Source organism: Enterococcus sp. 3G1_DIV0629 (assembly GCF_002141285.1).
GTDB classification, from domain to species: domain Bacteria; phylum Bacillota; class Bacilli; order Lactobacillales; family Enterococcaceae; genus Enterococcus_B; species Enterococcus_B lactis.
This window is the reverse complement of record NZ_NGLI01000004.1, coordinates 134,161-153,677: the sequence shown is the minus strand read 5'-3', so window position 1 is coordinate 153,677 and position 19,517 is coordinate 134,161. Positions and strand designations below refer to the sequence as shown.

Annotated in this window: 17 protein-coding genes and 5 pseudogenes; 11 read left to right on the top strand and 11 right to left on the bottom strand. The window is 32.8% G+C overall.

Features of this window, described 5'->3' with window-relative positions; translation table 11 throughout:
* Window positions 1-329: 329 nt before the first annotated feature.
* Window positions 330-1,127 carry an immunoglobulin-like domain-containing protein gene (locus A5816_RS14915; protein ID WP_086311643.1) on the bottom strand — a complete coding sequence of 266 codons (798 nt, stop codon included), beginning with the start codon at window positions 1,125-1,127 and terminating at the stop codon, window positions 330-332.
* Between the two features lie 341 nt (window positions 1,128-1,468).
* Here A5816_RS14915 and A5816_RS14910 point away from each other — a divergent pair.
* Window positions 1,469-2,768: pseudogene (locus tag A5816_RS14910) on the top strand (transposase).
* Window positions 2,769-3,030: 262 nt separating this feature from the next.
* Here the strand turns inward: A5816_RS14910 and A5816_RS14905 are convergent.
* The 10 genes and pseudogenes from A5816_RS14905 to A5816_RS16125 form a co-directional block, all read right to left on the bottom strand.
* Window positions 3,031-3,579 (bottom strand): hypothetical protein, encoded by a 549-nt coding sequence (locus A5816_RS14905; RefSeq protein ID WP_086311642.1) that lies wholly within the window; start codon window positions 3,577-3,579, stop codon window positions 3,031-3,033.
* Window positions 3,580-4,437, bottom strand: a complete 858-nt coding sequence (locus A5816_RS14900; protein ID WP_086311641.1) for a ParA family protein — start codon at window positions 4,435-4,437, stop codon at window positions 3,580-3,582. It abuts the gene before it with no gap.
* A gap of 284 nt (window positions 4,438-4,721) precedes the next feature.
* Window positions 4,722-5,009, bottom strand: a complete 288-nt coding sequence (locus A5816_RS14895) for a type II toxin-antitoxin system RelE/ParE family toxin (protein WP_086311640.1) — start codon at window positions 5,007-5,009, stop codon at window positions 4,722-4,724.
* A complete protein-coding gene (locus tag A5816_RS14890; RefSeq protein WP_086311639.1) occupies window positions 4,999-5,328 on the bottom strand; it encodes an AbrB family transcriptional regulator in 330 nt (109 codons plus the stop codon). Before A5816_RS14890 ends, A5816_RS14895 begins: the two co-directional genes overlap by 11 nt.
* A 76-nt stretch (window positions 5,329-5,404) precedes the next feature.
* A pseudogene (locus A5816_RS14885) lies at window positions 5,405-5,695 on the bottom strand (type II toxin-antitoxin system Phd/YefM family antitoxin).
* 104 nt (window positions 5,696-5,799) lie between these two features.
* Complete coding sequence (locus A5816_RS14880) at window positions 5,800-6,717, bottom strand: hypothetical protein (RefSeq protein ID WP_086311638.1); 918 nt, start codon at window positions 6,715-6,717, stop codon at window positions 5,800-5,802.
* A 519-nt stretch (window positions 6,718-7,236) separates the two neighbouring features.
* On the bottom strand, window positions 7,237-7,554 hold the full coding sequence (locus A5816_RS14875; RefSeq protein WP_002290394.1) for a type II toxin-antitoxin system RelE/ParE family toxin: 318 nt from the start codon (window positions 7,552-7,554) through the stop codon (window positions 7,237-7,239).
* Entirely contained in the window at window positions 7,555-7,809 is a 255-nt protein-coding gene (locus tag A5816_RS14870) for an AbrB family transcriptional regulator (RefSeq protein ID WP_002290397.1), read from the bottom strand.
* Window positions 7,810-8,068: 259 nt separating this feature from the next.
* A pseudogene (locus tag A5816_RS14865) lies at window positions 8,069-8,293 on the bottom strand (type II toxin-antitoxin system RelE/ParE family toxin).
* Window positions 8,294-8,840: 547 nt separating this feature from the next.
* A pseudogene (locus A5816_RS16125) lies at window positions 8,841-8,927 on the bottom strand (single-stranded DNA-binding protein); the annotation flags it as partial.
* Between the two features lie 1,166 nt (window positions 8,928-10,093).
* Between A5816_RS16125 and A5816_RS14860 the strand changes: the two are divergent.
* The 10 genes and pseudogenes from A5816_RS14860 to A5816_RS14815 all read left to right on the top strand — a co-directional run bounded on the left by A5816_RS14860 (window position 10,094) and on the right by A5816_RS14815 (window position 19,505).
* A complete protein-coding gene (locus tag A5816_RS14860; RefSeq protein ID WP_086311637.1) occupies window positions 10,094-11,134 on the top strand; it encodes a replication initiator protein A in 1,041 nt (346 codons plus the stop codon).
* Window positions 11,135-11,972: 838 nt separating this feature from the next.
* Window positions 11,973-12,305 carry a type IV conjugative transfer system protein TraE gene (gene traE, locus A5816_RS14855; RefSeq protein WP_002322486.1) on the top strand — a complete coding sequence of 111 codons (333 nt, stop codon included), beginning with the start codon at window positions 11,973-11,975 and terminating at the stop codon, window positions 12,303-12,305.
* 618 nt (window positions 12,306-12,923) lie between these two features.
* Window positions 12,924-13,265: pseudogene (locus A5816_RS16380) on the top strand (DUF5406 family protein).
* A gap of 163 nt (window positions 13,266-13,428) precedes the next feature.
* Complete coding sequence (locus tag A5816_RS14845) at window positions 13,429-13,668, top strand: hypothetical protein (RefSeq protein ID WP_002347362.1); 240 nt, start codon at window positions 13,429-13,431, stop codon at window positions 13,666-13,668.
* 65 nt (window positions 13,669-13,733) lie between these two features.
* Window positions 13,734-13,973 (top strand): hypothetical protein, encoded by a 240-nt coding sequence (locus A5816_RS14840; protein ID WP_086311635.1) that lies wholly within the window; start codon window positions 13,734-13,736, stop codon window positions 13,971-13,973.
* A gap of 126 nt (window positions 13,974-14,099) precedes the next feature.
* Window positions 14,100-14,789: a sortase domain-bontaining protein gene (locus A5816_RS14835; protein WP_086311634.1), complete on the top strand. Its 690-nt coding sequence runs from the start codon at window positions 14,100-14,102 to the stop codon at window positions 14,787-14,789.
* Window positions 14,790-14,794: 5 nt separating this feature from the next.
* Entirely contained in the window at window positions 14,795-15,961 is a 1,167-nt protein-coding gene (locus tag A5816_RS14830; protein WP_086311633.1) for an EpaQ family protein, read from the top strand.
* Window positions 15,962-16,037: 76 nt separating this feature from the next.
* A complete protein-coding gene (locus tag A5816_RS14825) occupies window positions 16,038-16,709 on the top strand; it encodes a class A sortase (RefSeq protein ID WP_086311632.1) in 672 nt (223 codons plus the stop codon).
* A 52-nt stretch (window positions 16,710-16,761) separates the two neighbouring features.
* Window positions 16,762-18,738, top strand: a complete 1,977-nt coding sequence (locus A5816_RS14820; RefSeq protein ID WP_086311631.1) for a pilin N-terminal domain-containing protein — start codon at window positions 16,762-16,764, stop codon at window positions 18,736-18,738.
* A gap of 14 nt (window positions 18,739-18,752) precedes the next feature.
* Window positions 18,753-19,505 (top strand): class C sortase, encoded by a 753-nt coding sequence (locus A5816_RS14815; protein ID WP_086311630.1) that lies wholly within the window; start codon window positions 18,753-18,755, stop codon window positions 19,503-19,505.
* The last annotated feature ends 12 nt before the right edge of the window (window positions 19,506-19,517 follow it).

Below are 19,517 nucleotides of genomic sequence, written 5' to 3'. Positions count from 1 at the left end.
ATGCCATTGATTCATATAACTATCTAAACTAAAATTCTCCTTTATCTTGTTAAATGAATTTTCTGATATTTGATCTTTTTCAACTGAGTTTTTATCTAGATATAAAAATATTTTTTACTAATTCCTTCTATATCACCAGGATTAGTCAAAAAAACCTTCTTTGTTACCAGTAATGAGCTTGGGAATTCCGCCAATTTTTGTAGTAAGATTTGGAATCCTATAGCTCATTGTTTCTAATACAGACATAGGTAATTAAGCTTACATTATATGATGGTAAAAAAATGCATTAGACTATTTTTCATAATTTTTTCCTTATTCCTTTGCTCAATCTATTCCTTAATTTTTACATTTGGTAATTGACTAGCCAAACGACGAAACTTTTCAACTTCGCCATCTCCATACAATTCAAATACAATATTTGGATATACTTTCCCTACAATCTCCGCTACTTTAAGCAAGTCAACGGTAATTACTACAGTGACACTCTTACCTGATTCTGGCGAATTAAATATTATGTTATAATTTCCCGTTTTTTTTGTGTCTACATTTCCTGATATCGTAACATTGTTTGTTACATCATTTCCAGATTTATCTGTTGCTTTGACTCCTGTTACTTGTTTCGCCACACTATCATTCCATGTTGATCCATATTCGACGGTCACATTATGTGCTGTTAAACTAGACTCATTATCTATATCTTTTCCTAAATCTGTTGCATTAATACGTACCATTGGAACTCTAAATTCTCTACCATTTGATGCAACTACATAATAATATTTTGTAGATGTATATGAACTAATTTTTTCATGACCAAAGTAATTACCACTTCCATCATTCAAAACCTCATCGACTGAAGTATACCAATACTCGTTAGCGTCGTTTAGATCGAATACAGGACTGTCAGTACCAAAAACAAAATAAAACCCTTCCTCCGCCACAGTTTTATCTGTTTTAACAATTAATTGATTATTAACAGCTGAAATAGATGTAATTTTTGAACCTTGTCTATCCTTTACTAAAAGAACAAACGTTATCTCACCATAAGCATTACTTTTTGCTTCTACTTCATTAGTTACATTTGTATCTGCAAAAGCTACTCCTGTACTAATGAAACTATTTGTTATCATTCATGCTGTCATAAACATAGCTTGCGGTTGCTTTTTTCTTTTTTAGTTAACTTTTTCTTACTCAAAAATTATCCCCCTCATAATTTAATAAGTCTGGACTTTATCCTGCTTTTACATTTTAAGAGATTATTAGTACTAAAAAAGTTCAGTTCTAGGCTTTTTTTAAGTATAAAATTGATATTGGATATCAAATAAAATAACAATTTTAAACAGATGTATTGCAGACTACCATAAAACGGTAATATTTAAATAAAATTAAAGTACGACCTAAAAAATTAGTACTTTCAGACGGTAGACAAAATACTTATTTAAATAGAACTATGAATTGGAGGTGTAACCCGATGTTCTCAAAACAAGATATGAGTAAGCGTGCACATATGGGATTTTTTTGCTCTTGAAGACTTAGTTCCCCAAGACCATTTATTACGACAAATGGATCAGTTTATTGATTTTTCTTTTATTTACGATTTGGTAAAAGATTAATATGATGAAATCCAAGGACGGCCAAGTCTAGATCCCGTTTTTCTGATTAAATTACCGATGATTCAATACTTTTGGTATTAAAAGCATGACAAACCATAAAAGACATTGAAGTGAACAACGCTTATCGCTGATTTTTGGGATTAGAGTTAGAAGATGTAGTTCCTCATTTTTCTACATTTGATAAAAACTATACGAGACGGATCAAATAAAACACTATGTTTAAACAAATCTTTTATGAGATTTTAGCACAGTGTATGTCGGAAAGTATCATTGAGACCTCTGAAGTTTTTGTTGATGGGACGCGTATTAGAGCACATGCGAATCGAAACAAGAAAGAATCCGTCGAAGTGCTGGATCAAGCATTCTTTATACGGAAAAGTGAGCATAAAGAAGTGTTTGCTTATAGCGCACAAGTAGCATGTGATAAAAACGGCTGGATACTGGGCTACACGATAACATCCAGGAAACCTACATGATAGTCGTACGTTCGTTTCTTTATTTGAAAAGCTTAAAAGAACTTTCACTTTAGATAAATTATAAATTGATTATGGATACCGGATGTAAAACGCCAGCAATCGCCCAATGACGAAAACGGGCTATTTCAAGAAGAACGACTATGCCTACGATGAATATTATGATTGTTATATTTGTCCTAATGATAAGATCCTCTCTTATTCGACAAAGAATAGAAAAAGATATTTAGAATACAAAAGTAATCCAGAAGAATGTAAAAATTTTCCTGTTCTATCCACTTGTATAAATTCAAAAAATCATACAAAAGGAATCACCAAACGTATTTGGGCGAAAGCAATAGAAATATGTGAGGAAATACGTCATCAAAGAGGGTTTAAAGACCTATATAGAAAAAGAAAAGAAACAATTGAACGAATTTTTGATGTAGCCAAAGAATTTCATGGGTTACGTTATACGGATCAAATAGGAATTGAAAAAATGCACATGAAAATTGGGATTAATTTTGCCTACCTAAATATAAAAAACTAGTAAAAATCAACAAAATTAGAGCAAGAAAGGAGTGTTTTTCTAAAGAAAAACAGAATTATTTCTCTTTTATTTTTGAAAGCATACATACAAAAAAGACAAACCTCATTTTTACATAAGGTTTGTCTACAATCTGAAAGTACTACCTTAAAAAAGTAGTACTTTATTTATTAGTAAGTTATATAAGTTCCATATTGTTTGCTTGCTAAATACAAGAATACATTTTTATTATATAGTCCGGTTTGCCCTGAGATAAAACAGAAGGCTGTATGCCTGAACTGTTGGTTGTTGAGTTTCCTAATGTGCTCTGTATTCTCTATAACTATCTCACATATGATAGATATTCAATTTCTTCTTAAAACAAGGAAAATTATAAAAAATCAACAAAAACCTAACTTTTAAATGTATTATTTTTTTATCTTTATCTAATTTTAGTATTCATTCCCCATCCCTTACGAAGGGAATCTTCCGTATCTTTCTTAATTTGCGCTGTCGTTCTTACTATCTCACCATGATCATCTAGTTCTGGAACGATTGGATACTTTTCTCTAAACAAGTCTAGTTCTTTCACCACATCATTAAACAAGTCCTGTTTATCTTCTTGCGTAAGATTTTGCTTGATATATTCGTCCAATGCTTTCCTCAACAACTCATCTCTTGTCATATTTGTCTCATACTTCTCTACTAAAACTCTAGAAGTCGCATTTAACAAAGTCGAAAGTTTTAAAGGATGCTTGGTGGAATAAACCTTATCAAACTTTCTGATTGGTGCACCAACTTTTTTGGTTCTTCCTCTACTCTGTCTTTCAACATTTGATAAAGTTTTTATTTCTTGTATTTGATGTGCTTCCGATTGTTTATTTTCGGCTGGAGTAGTTGCTTGCTGCTTTTTCTTTGCTTCTGCTTCTTTTTTTATTTTGGCGAGCCCTTTGTTGTTCCCAAAAATATCAAGTACTTTGATGTCAGCCAATTACTCCACCTCCGCATACCAATTCTCATGTTCTTCCAATTCTTTTAAAATACTGATAAATAGTTCGTGGCTCTTGCGATCCCACTGTTTTAAGAGACCTTTCTTTGTCTTCTCCATCGTAATACCTGAACCATCATACCGTTTTAAACGTGCATTTTTGAGTACAACATTTTTAATCAAATGTTCCCCATAAATCTCTTGAGCTTGTTTATACATCTCTTGATCTACTGCGTCACCGCTTTCTAACATGAAAGGAATAACCCCGGCAACATATAAGTTTGTATCGAATTCCTTCACAAAAAAGTCCATATATTCAAGATATTGCATAGCATTTCTCATTGATTTTACTTGGGTCTGCAAGACAACGATTGCCCAGTCTGCGATATACATTGCGGATTTACTATATACAGAAATAGAAGGTGGAACATCTAAATAGATAACATCAAACTCATCAAATAATGGTTCTAGTTTTTCTTTCATGTAGTTGAATTGGGATAATGAATCATTATATTGTTCTTTAATCCAATCATCATACATTTCAAAGGACATGTCTGCTGGAAGTATATAGAGATTATTGATCACTTTATATATTGCTTCTTTAGGTGGAAGATTATTGATCAACACGTCAGTCACAGTATTTTCGTAAACAATCGGCTCCCCTTCTCCTCCTCCTTCTTCATTAGTAAAGTTCATATGCGTTAAGTTCATCACATCAGAAGTATTCCCTTGCATATCTAAGTCAATTATCAAGGTTCTTTTCCCTTCATTAACTGCTGATTCAAACCCTAACATTTGCGCACACGTACTTTTTCCTACGCCACCTTTAAAATTACCGATTACATATTTTTTCGCTACCACGTTCTTACCTCTTTTCTTTTAGCAATATTCTATTTGATACTATTATAGCATATTTGTTTTTAGTTACTACCATAAAAAAGAGAAATATGTACTACCTTATAATTAACAAGTGAGAGGTAGTACATAAATAAGAAAAAGATGAATTATATTGATTTATAGCTTTCCTCAAAGTAATGACGCTATTTAATTTATCGAGAAGCCGAGAATACTTGCGGCTTTAGCCATGTAGACGGATCAGATTTTCGATAAAAAAAGCCGTCCTTCTTAAGAACGACCACAAATCCCTAGATTATTTTTTTCAACTGTTCATAAAAATTTTCATGCGTTCCACATAACAATACTGGAATAACCTTGTTTTCTATAATCTCGTAAGCTACTCTATATGTTGTACCCGCATATTTAAACCCACTAGACCAAATACCTGATAAATCCCCAGTTTTTTGTTCTCCCTTGTATGGATCAATCGCAATTTCATCATAAATTAAATTCAAAAATTTTTCTTTTAACGGCTTCTCTTTTAGCTTTTTTAAATACTTAATGACATGTTTTGAAGGGACGATTTCATAAGCCAATTTCTGCTGCCAACTCCTCTTTAGTCATTACTTTAGAATTAGTAAGTGTATCTTCAGCAATATTTCTAAAGGAAGCATGCATTTTGCTTTTTCTATTCTTAAATTCCACAAGAATCTCGTCTTTATCATAGCCCTCTGCAATTATATCGGACAAAATATCTTCGCTAAAATCATAAAATTCTTTTTGTGGTTCGACAAATTCATAAAGAATACCATTCTCTACCAACTTTGCCTCAACTTCAACTCCATTAGGAACATTAAAATCTTTAGGTACTGTCAACATGATTGAATTGCCTTGTCTTCTTGTTTTTGTAATCACTTAAATCCCTCATTTCCAATATAATGTAATTACTTAGTAAATACATTATACCACGAGATGATGTTTTTACAAGTAATTAATGTGACTTGTAATGTGTCCATGCTGAATAAATTTCAACCACATGTTTATCTACCTTAGTAAATCTACTATCATCTTTTTCTCGCTTACGAACAACATCCAACGTGCCTGTTTGCTCAAGTAATAGCGTTTCTTTGATTGCTTTCCAACATCCAAACCAATAAGCACCGCATTATTTTCACTTATGCTCACTAATGATTTCAATTTCCGTATGATTCTCATTTACGTCTTTCAATAACTTATAAAAATCTTTCCGTGCTGAGCTAGGATTCAAGACTGTATTTGCCATATCTACTCCCCTCTAATTTTATATCTCCATTCCAACGTACTTAATTAAGTACGTTAGTTTAATTTATTTAAATTGGAGTACCAACATAAAAATGTGAATCCTTTCTATTTACTTTTATCAACAAGTTTTATCACTGGCTTCATAAATTTGATCCTATCTTCATCTTCTACATAGCTATCTATTACCCTTACGATATCTGTACTGTTTCGATTAAGTACTTTCACTTGATCTCCAGCATTGATTTTCCCTCTAAATCTTTTAGGAATGAACCAACTATACATATGATTAGCATCACCAAAATGTGCTTTTATCGCATTCTCAGGATATAACTTATTCAATAGTTCATTCTTTTGAATTTTCAAAACTTCAAATCTATACTTATCATCTTCTGCTAATCTAAATAAATCTTCTAAACGCATGTTTTCTAACTGTAAGTTTTGAAAATCTTCCGGTATAAATTTTCTATATTTCATTAATAATGAACGCCCGGCCCGAGTTATTAGAATCTGGCCATTTTGGTCATCTCTATAAAGAATTCCGTAACCCATCAACGCCAATAGCACACGTGACGTTTTGTTACTTGTAATATTCATATTTCCTTGATTACCTGAGGCAATGAAAGACTTATCTACTTGAATTAGGGTGAAATTCTCATTCAAATATGGTAGTAAAATTAATATATGTGAAAATCGAATCTTGAGATAGCTATTCCCCTTGAGATATTCACTGATACTTCTACTCAAATCATTTAAATTTTTATAATTATTTGTACGGAACGTATATATATCAACATCAGTTTTCTTTACATGAGAACTTATTCTAAAATGAAAAAGCCTACTCTCAGAAAGAATTGAAAAATAGATACTTTCAGTAGATACTGAAGATTGAACAAAATTAAACTTGTATCCTTCAGGCATAGCACTTTTAACAGTCTGCTGCATTAACTCGGATAATCTTTTGAAAGTAGTAATATATTTTTTACCAGCAAACCATACATATCTTTTTTCATTAAGTATGTTCACTATCTCTCCTCCATTAATTATATTTAGCATCAAATAGTTATTGTACCTATATTTTATCCCATTCCTTTTAAAACAAGAATACGTACAAAGTAAAATGTTGTAAATAGTCTAGCAGGGATGTATATTTTCATGTACCAACATATTTTAAAACACAAAAATAAATACTACCTTATTTAGGTAGTATTTATTAAAAGTTACGTCAATTTTGATTAAAAATATACTACTTGAACCTCTCATGAGTAAAGTCACGAAATTTTTGGGAATAGAGCGTACTTGATATCTTATTTTTTCACTAATAGCAGTGTCTCTTATTCACCAAGCGATCCCCGTAGTTCCTACGGTTCTTAATTTTTCTCTAGACTAATGATTGTATCTTTAGACCTTCGGCCATAACATGGAGCAAAATAAAAAGGTACTAAGTCTTATATATCAATCTTCGAGTAACCGACGGTTAACAACCATATCGAGCGGCATTAATCACCCACCTGTAGAGGATGAGCGACTTTTGCCTAATTATTGTTAAAAGCCTAGTTTCATTTGTTTAGATTGGAAAATACGTCCTACAAGTATCTCTTTTTTTTCATGGTCGATCCGATAAAATAAGGCATAGCTTTTGCCGATCACGATCCGATATGTTGGGATATCCATTCCATAGATTTCGGAAACTTCCTCATGCATAGTTGGAAAATTTTTGGTTAGTTCTAAAGCCTTCTGGATCGCACCTACAAATCTTTTTATGCTGGCTGGAGAAAGAGCAAGCTCATTTTCCCATTCTTCTATTATCGTTTCAAGGCTGGTCTGGAAACTTTTAGAATAAACTAGCGTGTACTCTTTCATCTATTCACTCCAGCCGTATTTTCCGAAAGCTTTTACCATTTCAATTTCTGAAACTGTTAAACCTTTCTCAAAGTCTTGGAAACTTTCTTCAATCAATTTGCGATCGTGTTCTTTTGCTATTTGAGTAGTATCTAATATGAATAAGTTGCCTTCTTGTTTGGCTTGGATAGTGTCTCCGCTTTTTAATCCAAGAGAGCTTGGAAGGATCACTCCCACGCTATTGCCGATCTTTCTAACCTTTAGTTCTTTTCCCATGTTATCACACTCCTTTTAGTTTTTGATAAATAAATTATAACATGTTATAACAACAATTGCCAACGGTGTTTCTTAAGGGATTCCACTCCATATTATTATTGGACAAAATAAGCCACTTAGAACGCTGAAAACATATACAAACGATATCAAAATACGAGTGAACTACTCACCATACACTTCCGTTAACATCCATTTAAGTAGGTATTTTTATTATATATAGATTTAACATATGTCGGTCGGTTGATTGATATAGCTAAAGTTATAACTCAACCGAAGCCGATTCATCTACACGAATAAAGTTGCGAGTGTTCTCGGCTAATTCATAAAAATTGTTATGTGTTCCATATAGCAATACTGGAATAACTTTATTTTCTTGAATCTCATAAGCAACTCTATACACGGTGACCGCATACTTAAATCCATTAGACCAATTACCTGATAAACCTCCAGTTTTTTGCTCTTACTTAAATGGATCAATAGCAATTTCATCACAAACCTATAGAGGATGAGTGACTTCTGCCTAATTACGTTAAAAAATATTGAAAATAACTCTATGTAGCAAAAAATATCTAGAATTTCATTTCCTCAAAACTGATCGATATTGTATCTAAAAATATATACTACCTAAAATAGGTAGTATATATTAAAATATGTGCTTTTGTTAGAAAAATCAATACATAAATTATCATATCTGTATATGTCATTTAGGTATTTCAGTTATGTTATAATAGTTTTGCTGTCTGCTACCCCGGCCTAATCTGGCAAGGGGAGGAGGAGATATAATGAAATACCTTTTTGATTTTGTTTTTGCAATCTTAGCATAGGTAACTGCACACTACATCTGCAAATGGCTTGATTGCAAAATTGCCAAAAAAGACAGTAAGCCTACCCGTTAATTCTATAATATAGAAACGTAAAAAAAACCCCATCAGCGTGCACGCTGATGGGGTTTGGTGATATAATGAAATACCTCTTTGTTACTCATAATTATACCATAATTAGTCACGAATGCAACCAATAGAAAAAACTACTTAGAACGGTAGATCATCGCTAATAACAATGCATTGTCCACCAAATGGATTTTGTGAAGCATTAAATACATTGTTATTAATTGTCGCTGCTTTTAACTAGGCCTCTCCCCTTCTATTATAAAAGAAGATATATATTATTTCTTAATTACCTACTACCTTAAACCAAAATTTAAGTACTACCTAATTTAAGTAGTACTTAAATAATCTAAAAAATAGTTATCCCAATTGTTATGCTTTTATAATACGATTATTTGTAACAAAATGAATATTATATAATTAAACACTACCATATTTAGGTAGTGTTTAATTATTAGCAAAACAAAAAATATTTATTCTATTCTCTTAACTTCAACTAAGTTATGCTGCACACCTTTATATAAATCATATGCAACTCATTAGCTAGACAAACTACAAGTATGTAGTTTTATCTGTTAATTATGTACTACCTAAATAAAGTAGTTTATAATTAACAAGTATATATATTTAAAAATTTAAGATTAATTTTTTTATGACTTGTACAAATTTATCTGAAATTCTCTTATTAAGAACTACCTAATTTGGGTAGTTCTTATTTTTTTACATTTTAAGTAGTATTTAATTGCAATTTGGTAGTATTTTTTTATTATCTTATTCCTAGAACGGTAGTACTTAATATAAATATAGGTAGTATCTAATTTAAGTATTAATGGTAGTATCTAATTTAACAGGTAGTATGTAACTACCTTAAAGTAATTTTTTTCAGATTAACACGGTAGTATCTTATTAAATAAGTTAATTTTAATGGTAGTACATAATTATTATATTTATCTGACATTGGTAGTACTTATTGTATTTTTTAGTAGTATATAATCTATTGTTTTCTAGCCTAAAGCCTTGTCTTATAAGATTAATATAATATATACTACTGAAATAAGGTAGTATATATTACTAGTAATGGTAGTATGTTTTATATGCATAAGGTAGTTCTTAATTTATTTTTTGTTTTGACACTGGTAGTACTTAATTATCTTTAATTTTAAAACTAAATTTTATTCATACGTTCTTCTGGTAGTATTTAATTATAAATAATATTTATTTAAAGTAGTTCTTAATGACTTTAAAGGTAGTACATAATTCATTTTATTTCTGATTTTAGGTAGTATTTAATTAAAAAGCAGTTTTAATGCGTTTGCATTTTTTATTTATCTTTGCTATTTTCGAAAAGAGTAGGTAATTTTACATAAATAAAACAACGTGAAAGTAGAGGATCTACAATGACTGATTTTAATTTTTTTAAGGCGGATAGAGTTTACAACGAATTATTTTATCAATTTCCAAAAGTCTTTATTGTTTCTGACGAATACAAAAAAATGAAAGATTCAACTAAGATTGCCTATATGCTTTTAAAAGCAAGATTAGAGATCGCAATCAGTAAACGGCAAATCGATGAAGAAGGTAATGTTTATTTTACTTATACGACAAATGAACTATGTAGCGTATTAAACTGCCAAAAACAAAAAGCGATAGCAATCAAAAAAGAGTTGGAATCCTTTGGTTTATTATTACAAAAGCAGATGGGATTTAACAAACAGTTAGGGAAAAATAATCCTAATAGACTATATCTAGCAGAATTAAAAGTCTCAGAAAATGATATCTACTTACTCGAAAAATTTGATAGAGAGAATAGGGAAAACGTTGATAAATCAGAGGGTATGAAAATCATACCCACCCTCGACGAAAAATCAGACGCTGAATCCCTTGGGGCTCAAGAGGGTATGAAAATCATACCGTGCCAAAACGTTGATAAATCAGAGGGTATGAAAATCATACCAGAACTTAATAATAATATATTAGACACTAATAGACACAATATAGACACTGAAAAAGACCGCCTACAAGATCAATTGTTGTTAGACAATTTTGAGACAATTATGACAAACGACAGCATTGCTACGTTTGTCCCTGAACGAGTATTAAATTTGATAAAAACATTTTCTTCAAGTTACAGTGAAGCTCAAAAAACCGTCCAGACTATTCATAATGCAAAGAAAAAAGCTGAAATAGAAAGTGGTATTTCGATAGTTTTTGAAGAACTCGATAGTTATTATGTCAATGCAGAACAAGAATTATACACGACACTGTTAAAAGCCTATCAAAAATTAAAAACCGAAAAAGTCGAAAATATCCAGAACCTGATTTTTGTCTATGTAAAAAATTGGTTTATCGAAAAACCAATAGCTGCTAAAGTTTCAAGTGAAAAACATTTGAATTCTGAAAGCTCTTCACACACTATTACGAAAGACTGGTTAGAGTGAAACTTTAATGACAAAGTGATTGTTTCTTCATGGAGTAGCATTAAAATTAAAAATTTTTTATTATTCTAATTATATTACGAATGTTACAAAGAAATAGCTATTTTAATAGAATTTATGAGTTAAAATATTATGATAAAAATCACAAACGTAGCTTTTTACGTCATAAGTGTTAAAAGTAATAATTAATTTTAAACATAAAAAAGGGAACAAATGTTTGCGCGCTCCTATTTTTGAGTTATAATAATACGCGAAGAGAGGTAATTTCATTTTTTAAACAAGCTAAAAACCTTGATATTACTTCTTTTCAGGAAATACGAATATTATTCGCTTACATTTTTTTGTATAAATTTAGTTGTTTTAAATTTAATTGTCTGCTATGCTTGTGATGAATTGATTTTCGTTCTGCACTTTTGGACGATAAATTTGGACAATTGAAAATACAAAAAAAAGAAAGGCGGTATGAACTCGGAAGGCTGGTAACCTTCGTCAGCGTTCATACACGGCATTAAGATTTGGCCCTTAATGCGTTAACCTTTCAGTGTTACGGTATTACCCGCAACGGATTTAGTATAACAGATATTCAAAAGTGATACCACTTTTTTTGGCTGTGTTAAGGTTAAAAATACGTGATATTACGATGAATCTATGCCTAAGCATAATGTTATAAAAATGTCCGTGTGGCTCTTTGCCGTATGACGAACACTGAAATTAGAGGGAACGCATGTTTGGGTGCGTTCCCTCTTTTTTGTTTGTCATGAACGAAAATCAATTCTCTATTTTTGAAAAATAACAAGAAAAACTTGTTAAAAATATTTAAAGAAATTGGGTGGTTTATTTTATGTCATATACAGGAATTTTGAGTCTCAAAGATATTTGTCACTACGGTAAACGGTGTACCGCTACAGAGAAAATCACGAAGAAACTATCAACTGGCCAAAGTAAAACCGTTGTGCAGTGTAAGAAATATATAATCCAGAAAGACAAAGTCTCAGAGGAAATGATTTATTACATTGGGAAACAAAAGCAAATAATTTTAAAAGATCCTATCCCCTTAAAAGAGCTATATCCAACAATCAAACATGTTTATGACCAAAACGGTGTACTGATTGGTCGAAGAAAAAATGGAGTCTTGCGTTGTACCGCAAAAGGGATGGGGCGTTTGATCAGCTGAATTGATCATTCTCATAACTTGTATTTTATCGTTTTTCGCTTGCTTGAAAATATTGTCGAGACTTCTAAAGGAACTTAGAGTCACTAGAAAAATAAGGAGTAGACTTGATCTATCAACAATTCCCTTCGGGGAGTGACGGGGTAGGTTTTAACGATTGGTAACGTAAAAAATTGGTCAATCGAGTAAATGCGCTTGTTTGGATAGTGGTGAAATGAATTTGTGTAAATAATATGCGCAGAGTAAACAAGAGGGAATTTAGAAGTTAGACAAGTTAGAATAGCGTCTAGATTAATCATGAGCAGCTACTAAGGGATCTAGACTTTGACGCAAACTCATGGAATAAGGAGTAGGTCTTCTCGTAATGGGGAGGACGCACAAGAAATTGTGTCGTGTGCTGCAGTACATGTAGATACTTGCGAGGACGTTGATTATTGGATCAATCGAGCATTTACCGCTGTCTACTAGGGTTTCTCGTTTCGGACGCCATAAACGAGTCGAAATTTTTTATGTATTTTTAAGTAAACGAAAAACGATAAAATATGAACAAGTCCTGAATAAAGTGAAAAAATTGATATAAAACATAGAGAAAATGAAATTTACGTAATGGAGGAATGACAAATGAAAAATTATGATCCGAATATACGATTGGGCACACATACTATTAAGGTTTCTTTCCGACGTTGGGATTACAAAGGATTTGTGACGTTTAGAAGAGGCGGAAATTGTAAAGGATTAGATGTTTTAGCATTAGACGAGGATGATTTATACGATTAAACATTGACTGATAATCCAATTGGATTCGGCTTGCTACCTGAAGATGATGAAGGCGATGAGTGGTTTAAAATGACGCTTACGAACGACAAAGGAGACAAATTGTCTGTAGAAGATACCTGGTCATATTTGAGTGATTATATTGTCAGTGTTGAAATCATTGACTTTGTAGCGGATAAAGAAGAATAAAAATTGGAGGAATAGATCATGAAATTTTTCGAAGTAAAATCACCATGCTATTATGCGTTAATCGCAGAAAATAATGAAGAATGTGCAGAAATTACGACGAATAATAAAAAGCTAGTATTATCATTAGACATCGAGTAAAGAATTTATTTAGGAGGCAAATTAGATGGCGCGACCAGTTTTAGATGCGATGGATATGGATACTTTGACAAAAGGAAGGTATGTACAGCTGTTAGCTCGTGGTTATTCACCTAAAGATGTATTTAAAGCCTTATCCAAAGGAACAGATATGGAAAAAGAAAGATTACGAAAAGAGTTTGATTATTGGAGAACCTATAATGGAATCAAGGATTTGAAACCAGCAAGGCCAGTAGTTAAAAGAAAGAAAAAGATAACCCAAGAGTGAAGTGTAGAGCGTATGTGATCATAGGCTTTTTTATTTTTATCAAAACAAGGAAGGTAGGAAAACTCATGAATTGTAAAGAAATCGAAAATAGAAAAAAAGTGTCGAAAGAAATGGAAGAAAAGTTACTAAAAACGATGAAACAAAAACACCTTAAAAGGTTATCTGTCATGCAATATATCAATGACATGCAGATAACAGGAAAGGAGAAAGCCTGTCTATTGGGATCAATGAAAAATTTTGAACAGTTGAGACGAACTTATGTGAAAACAAGTTCTAATTGCCAACTATTATTAGAAGTTTCTTGACGATTATGATATGAAAATGATCAATTATGATGTGGCATTGTTATTGAATAAAAAGAATAGTAAAATTTAACGTGGTTTATCTTGGTTAGATGTAGGTAAATTAATTCAAATATAGAAGGTAGATAGATGAATAAAAACAATAAAACTTTATTTAATCCTTACGTGGGCGTAATCATTGTTTTTCTCCTTTTTAGTTATTTTGCTTATCAAGGTTATCAAAAGGACAAAATCGCTGAAAAAGTAGATGGTGTAACAAAAACAATCCATATTCAGGAACAGGCTAAAACCTATCAAGATAATTTAACCAGTTTAACGGATATTTCTAAGAGACAACTTATTACTAATCAAAAACAGGCATTAGAAAAGGATCTCAAAGGTGAAATTGCTGGAAAACTTGTTTTTTCTTCTACAGGATTTATTCTCCCTGTTTTTCAAGGAGCGAATAGCGATACGCTTAGCTTAGGAGTAGCTTCTACTTATTATCCAGATGCTGAAATGGGAAATGGAAATTATATTCTTGCTGGTTATAACGTAGATACACCAAGCGTTTTATTATCCGATATGATTGATTTATCTGAGGGAGAAGAAATTGATCTAATCGATGCTCATTACAAGTATCAGTATGAAGTCTCCAAAAGAGGAAAAATTTATGATTACAGCCAGGTAGTTCAATCTAAGGAAAACAATTCCTTTTTATCCTTGCCAAAAGCAGGTAAAAAACCACTACTCACACTGTTAGACTTTGAAGCAAATAATATGAAAAAGTGCGATGTGATCCAGTGCGAATTAGTCAATGTAGAAAAAATCAATAAATAAGGGAAGTGAGTCACATTCAAGAACTTGTAGAAAAATTGATCAATAAAATGAGTGCCATTTTTCTGTTACTGTTGGTATCCATTCTATATTTAATATGGACGGTGGGGTTAAATCCTCCTACGATATTATTTATTTATGATAATGCTGCACAGTTAGTGACGTTTTTCGTAGGCTGTTTGTTTCTTTTGAATCTGTACAAGGTAAAGAGAAACGATTTATTCTTCATTGCAGCAGGCATTCTTTTTTACCTTTTCTTTTCTTTTTTTAGAAGCTACCGAGGAGATACTTTCTATGGTGATCTGATCGTTCCGACAATTATTGCCATTATTTTGATTGTAAAATGGACGGAATTTACTGTATTTGATCGTAGCTTGTATCTTGTAGTATTCTATGTCTTTTTACTCGTAACGGTTTATCGAGTATTTACCGAGATACCAGTACCAGAAGGACAAAGTATTTGGAATCCATCGAACAAATTATCAGATATTTGGATCAATACAAATACGATAGGTAGTTCTTTAATGACATTAGCCCTTCTTATCACAGGATTTGCTAGTTCATTTGGAAAATGGTACATGCGATTGCTATCATTACCAGCGTTGATTCTTGCTGGGGCAACGATTTGGGTTTGCCAATCGAAAGCAGCATTATACGCGCTTGTTATCTTCGTTATCCTAGAAATTTTACCTAAGAAGATTTTTCGAAACACACACTTGTCCTTTTGGATGTATGCAGCAGTTTCGGTTCTAGCTTTACCGATTTCTTATTTTGCTGCAATGTCAGACAAAGTTCACTTATTTACAGGACGAGAAGAAATTTGGCGCAAATTCTATGAAACATTAGGCGAAAAAACAGGACAAATATTTGTAGGGATGAAACCTTTCTTTTTCCATAGAGGAAATCAGATTCTAGGCAATCATAATACGTATCACGCACTCGTCAATCACTATGGATTGATTGGTTTTGTTCTATCGATTATTCTTTTGCTTAGTTTCTTATGGTTGCTCGTAAGAAAATGTGAGCTGACAAATGGACAATTAACATTCTTGTGGGCTTTTTTAGCGATCATGTGTCAATCATTCATGGAAGAAACATTAAATACAATCAGTTGGGTTCCAATTGTATTTTTAATGTTAGGAATGGCTACACACCAATATAAAACCACCAGATAAATGAAATAGAATTAAGAGAAAACACTTTTTCATTGTGAAAAAGTGTTTTTTGTTTTGTCTGAAAGGAGGCAGATGGATGAAAAAATGGTTATTTGGTTTTTTAGGAGTTGCTTTAATCGTCTTTTGCAGTGTGTTTGGCTATGTTAGCTATCAAAAACATGAAGGAGAGGTGTTTAAGCAAAATATAGAAAAAAAGATGCCCGTAGATCAAATCAATGCACATGCAAAGAGTTATAAGGAGGATGCAACGAACGTCAATAATGATATGTCTTTGGGGCAAATGTTGTCCATACAAAAAGAAGCAATCGAAATGGGTGTCAATAAACAAGTATTTGCACAAATTCAGATTCCTGCACTTGGTTTAGCATTGCCGATTTTTAAAGGTGCAAATCAATACACTTTGAGTCTTGGAGCGGCTACTTATTTTTATGAAGATGCCGAAATGGGCAAAGGAAACTATGTCCTAGCAGGTCATAACATGGAAATGCCAGGTGTTTTATTTTCTGATATTCAAAAGTTGTCATTAGGGGAGGTGATGGACTTAGTTAGTAACGATGGCGTCTATCGTTACAAGGTAACGCGTAAATTTATCTTACCTGAGTACTTTAAATTAATCGATGGCGTTCCTGAAGAGAACTCTTTCTTGTCTTTGCCAAAGAAAGGAGAGAAACCCTTATTAACGTTGTTTACTTGTGTTTATACGTCACAAGGAAAAGAAAGATACGTGGTACAGGGAGAGTTACAATAACAAGGTTTTAATCAACGTGAGTCGTTGAAATATGAAATGAGGAGAGTAAAAAATGGCAATAAATCGGTATGTAAAAAAAGCTGGAATGCTTGTTGGAATGTTAGGAATCATTGCAAGCTGCTTTCAGGGATATCAAGCACATGCAGAAGATGTCACGCAAAAAACGCCACCAGAGAAGGTCAATATCACGGTTCATAAATTAATGTACGATCAAGGAACGCAATTGAATGTTGATATTGACGGGATCAAAAACGATGGTTATACGCACGATCAATATCCTACAGGTGTAACGAAATACAACAAGGCAGATTATGGTGATGTTGAGTTTACGTTAGGAAATATTACGGATCAAGTATTACCGACTGAAGATTCTGATCTAACCAACGCGAAAGTGGACGAAATCGTTAAAGATGTAGAAGACAAGGGATCTAACAGTGAGTACGTCAAGAATGCAACCAATAAAATTACTTCAGCTGTAGATGAAAATGGTGAGATCACTTTTGCGGATCAACCAGCCTATGTCAATTCCAAAGGGAATGTATATGTGGTGTATGAAAGTAAATCTGCTGCTGGATTAGTCACACAAAAAGCAAAACCAATGGTTGTGATTGCGCCAATGACAGATAATACAGGTTCAGGTTTTTTAAAAGACATTCACTTATATCCTAAAAATATTGTTTCTAAGTTGAGTTTTGAATTAACGAAATTTGGTGACGATGGCACAGCTCAAAGCAAACAAACACCTTTAAAAGGGGCAAAATTTGAGTTATACAAGGGCGAACCTGGAAAAGGAACAAAATTAGGAGATCTTGTAGCGGATGATCAAGGAAAGCTGACTGCGACTGATTTGACGTTAGGAAAATACTATTATGTGGAAGTTCCTTCAGAAGTCGTAGTGGGATCAGATCAAGAACCAACAGCCGATCAATATTTATTAGGCGCAGACGCTCGCAACGATGCGCACAATAAATTAACCTTTGAAATTACGAATGATGGCGTGACAAGTGACTTAAAAGCTTCATACGTAAACTATAAAGCACCAGTGATCGATAAAACAGTAACAAATGGAACAGGACAAGAACATTCTTTCCAAATTGGTGACGCAGTAAATTATCAAGGAACGATTCATATCCCAACAGACATTGCAGGCGGAGCAGACGGTATCACAGTAAACGGCGTGAAAAGCGAAACTTCTCCTTACAGTGTATTTAAATGGGGGGATACAGCAGGACAAGGACTTTCTTATGTCGCTGCTAAAGCAAATATCAAAGTAACAAATAAAGATGGATCAGTGGTATTAAAAGAAAATACAGATTATAAGATCCAAAATTCAGAAAATGGCTTTGTGATCGATTTTATCGTGAATAATGGTCAAGTAAGTGATACTGTCGCAAGTTTACATGGACAAGATCTTCAAATGACTTATAACATGTATGTAAATGACAGCGCAGCTGTTGCCAATCCATTAACAAATAGCGTGGATTTCGTTTATAACAACAATCCATTTAACCAGGAAGAACACCACGAAAAAACGAAAGCTGACGTTGTGACTTATGGTGCAAAATTCTTAAAAGTCGATAGTGGCTTATTTGGAACAGGAATCAAAGCAACACCGCTTGAAGGCGCAGAATTTGCTGCTAAAAACGCAGAAGGAAAATATTATTGTGGATTAGTTGATACGGATAAAGACGGTGTCAAAGAAGCAGTATGGGTGGACGATGTAGCAAATGCAGCGATACTAAAATCAGATAAAGAAGGTCACTTTGAAATCACTGGTTTAACTGAAGGTGAATATTCACTGGAAGAAACAAAAGCGCCTGAAAACTATCAAAAATTAACGAAAGAGATCTCTTTCAAAGTAGACAAAGATTCATACAAAGAAGAAAACCGAATCACGATCAAAAACAATCAAAAAGCTTCCGTACCTATGACTGGTAGTAACGGTTTCCAAACGTATGTATTGATCTCTTGCTTGTTGCTAGGAGCAGGGGTACTTTCTGCAGTTGTTTACTTTAAGAAGAAAGCCTAGAAGGATCAAAACCAATGATTATCAGGAAGCCTAAGAAAAAGCGAATCATGGGTAAATGGATCATTGCTTTCTGGTTACTTTCAGCTGCAGGTGTTTTACTTTTGATGCCTGCTGAAGCGAGTGTGGCAAATTACCAACAAAATCAGCAGATTGTCGCAATCGATCGAACAGGAACGGCAGCAGAAACGGATTCTTCTTTGGATGTTGCTAAGATTGAGTTAGGCGATCCCGTTGGTATTCTTACAATTCCAAGTATTTCTTTAAAACTACCAATTTATGACGGAACGTCCGACAAAATTTTAGAAAATGGTGTAGGTATTACGGAAGGAACTGGTGATATTACAGGAGGAAACGGTAAAAATCCTTTAATCGCAGGTCATAGTGGACTTTATAAAGATAATCTTTTTGATGATTTACCTTCAGTAAAAAAAGGAGAAAAGTTTTATATCAAAGTTGATGGTGAGCAGCACGCTTATCAAATCGATCGGATTGAGGAAGTGCAAAAAGACGAACTACAAAGAAACTTTGTCACTTACTTAGAACCAAATCCCAATGAAGATCGAGTAACGCTAATGACATGTACGCCTAAGGGAATCAACACACACCGTTTCCTAGTGTATGGGAAACGAGTAACCTTTACAAAATCAGAATTAAAAGATGAAAAAAATAAGAAACAAAAATTATCTTGGAAATGGCTTTTAGGAAGCACTGTTTTTCTTTCAGTCATGATTATTGGTTCGCTATTTGTTTATAAAAAGAAAAAATAAAGGAGGGTAACC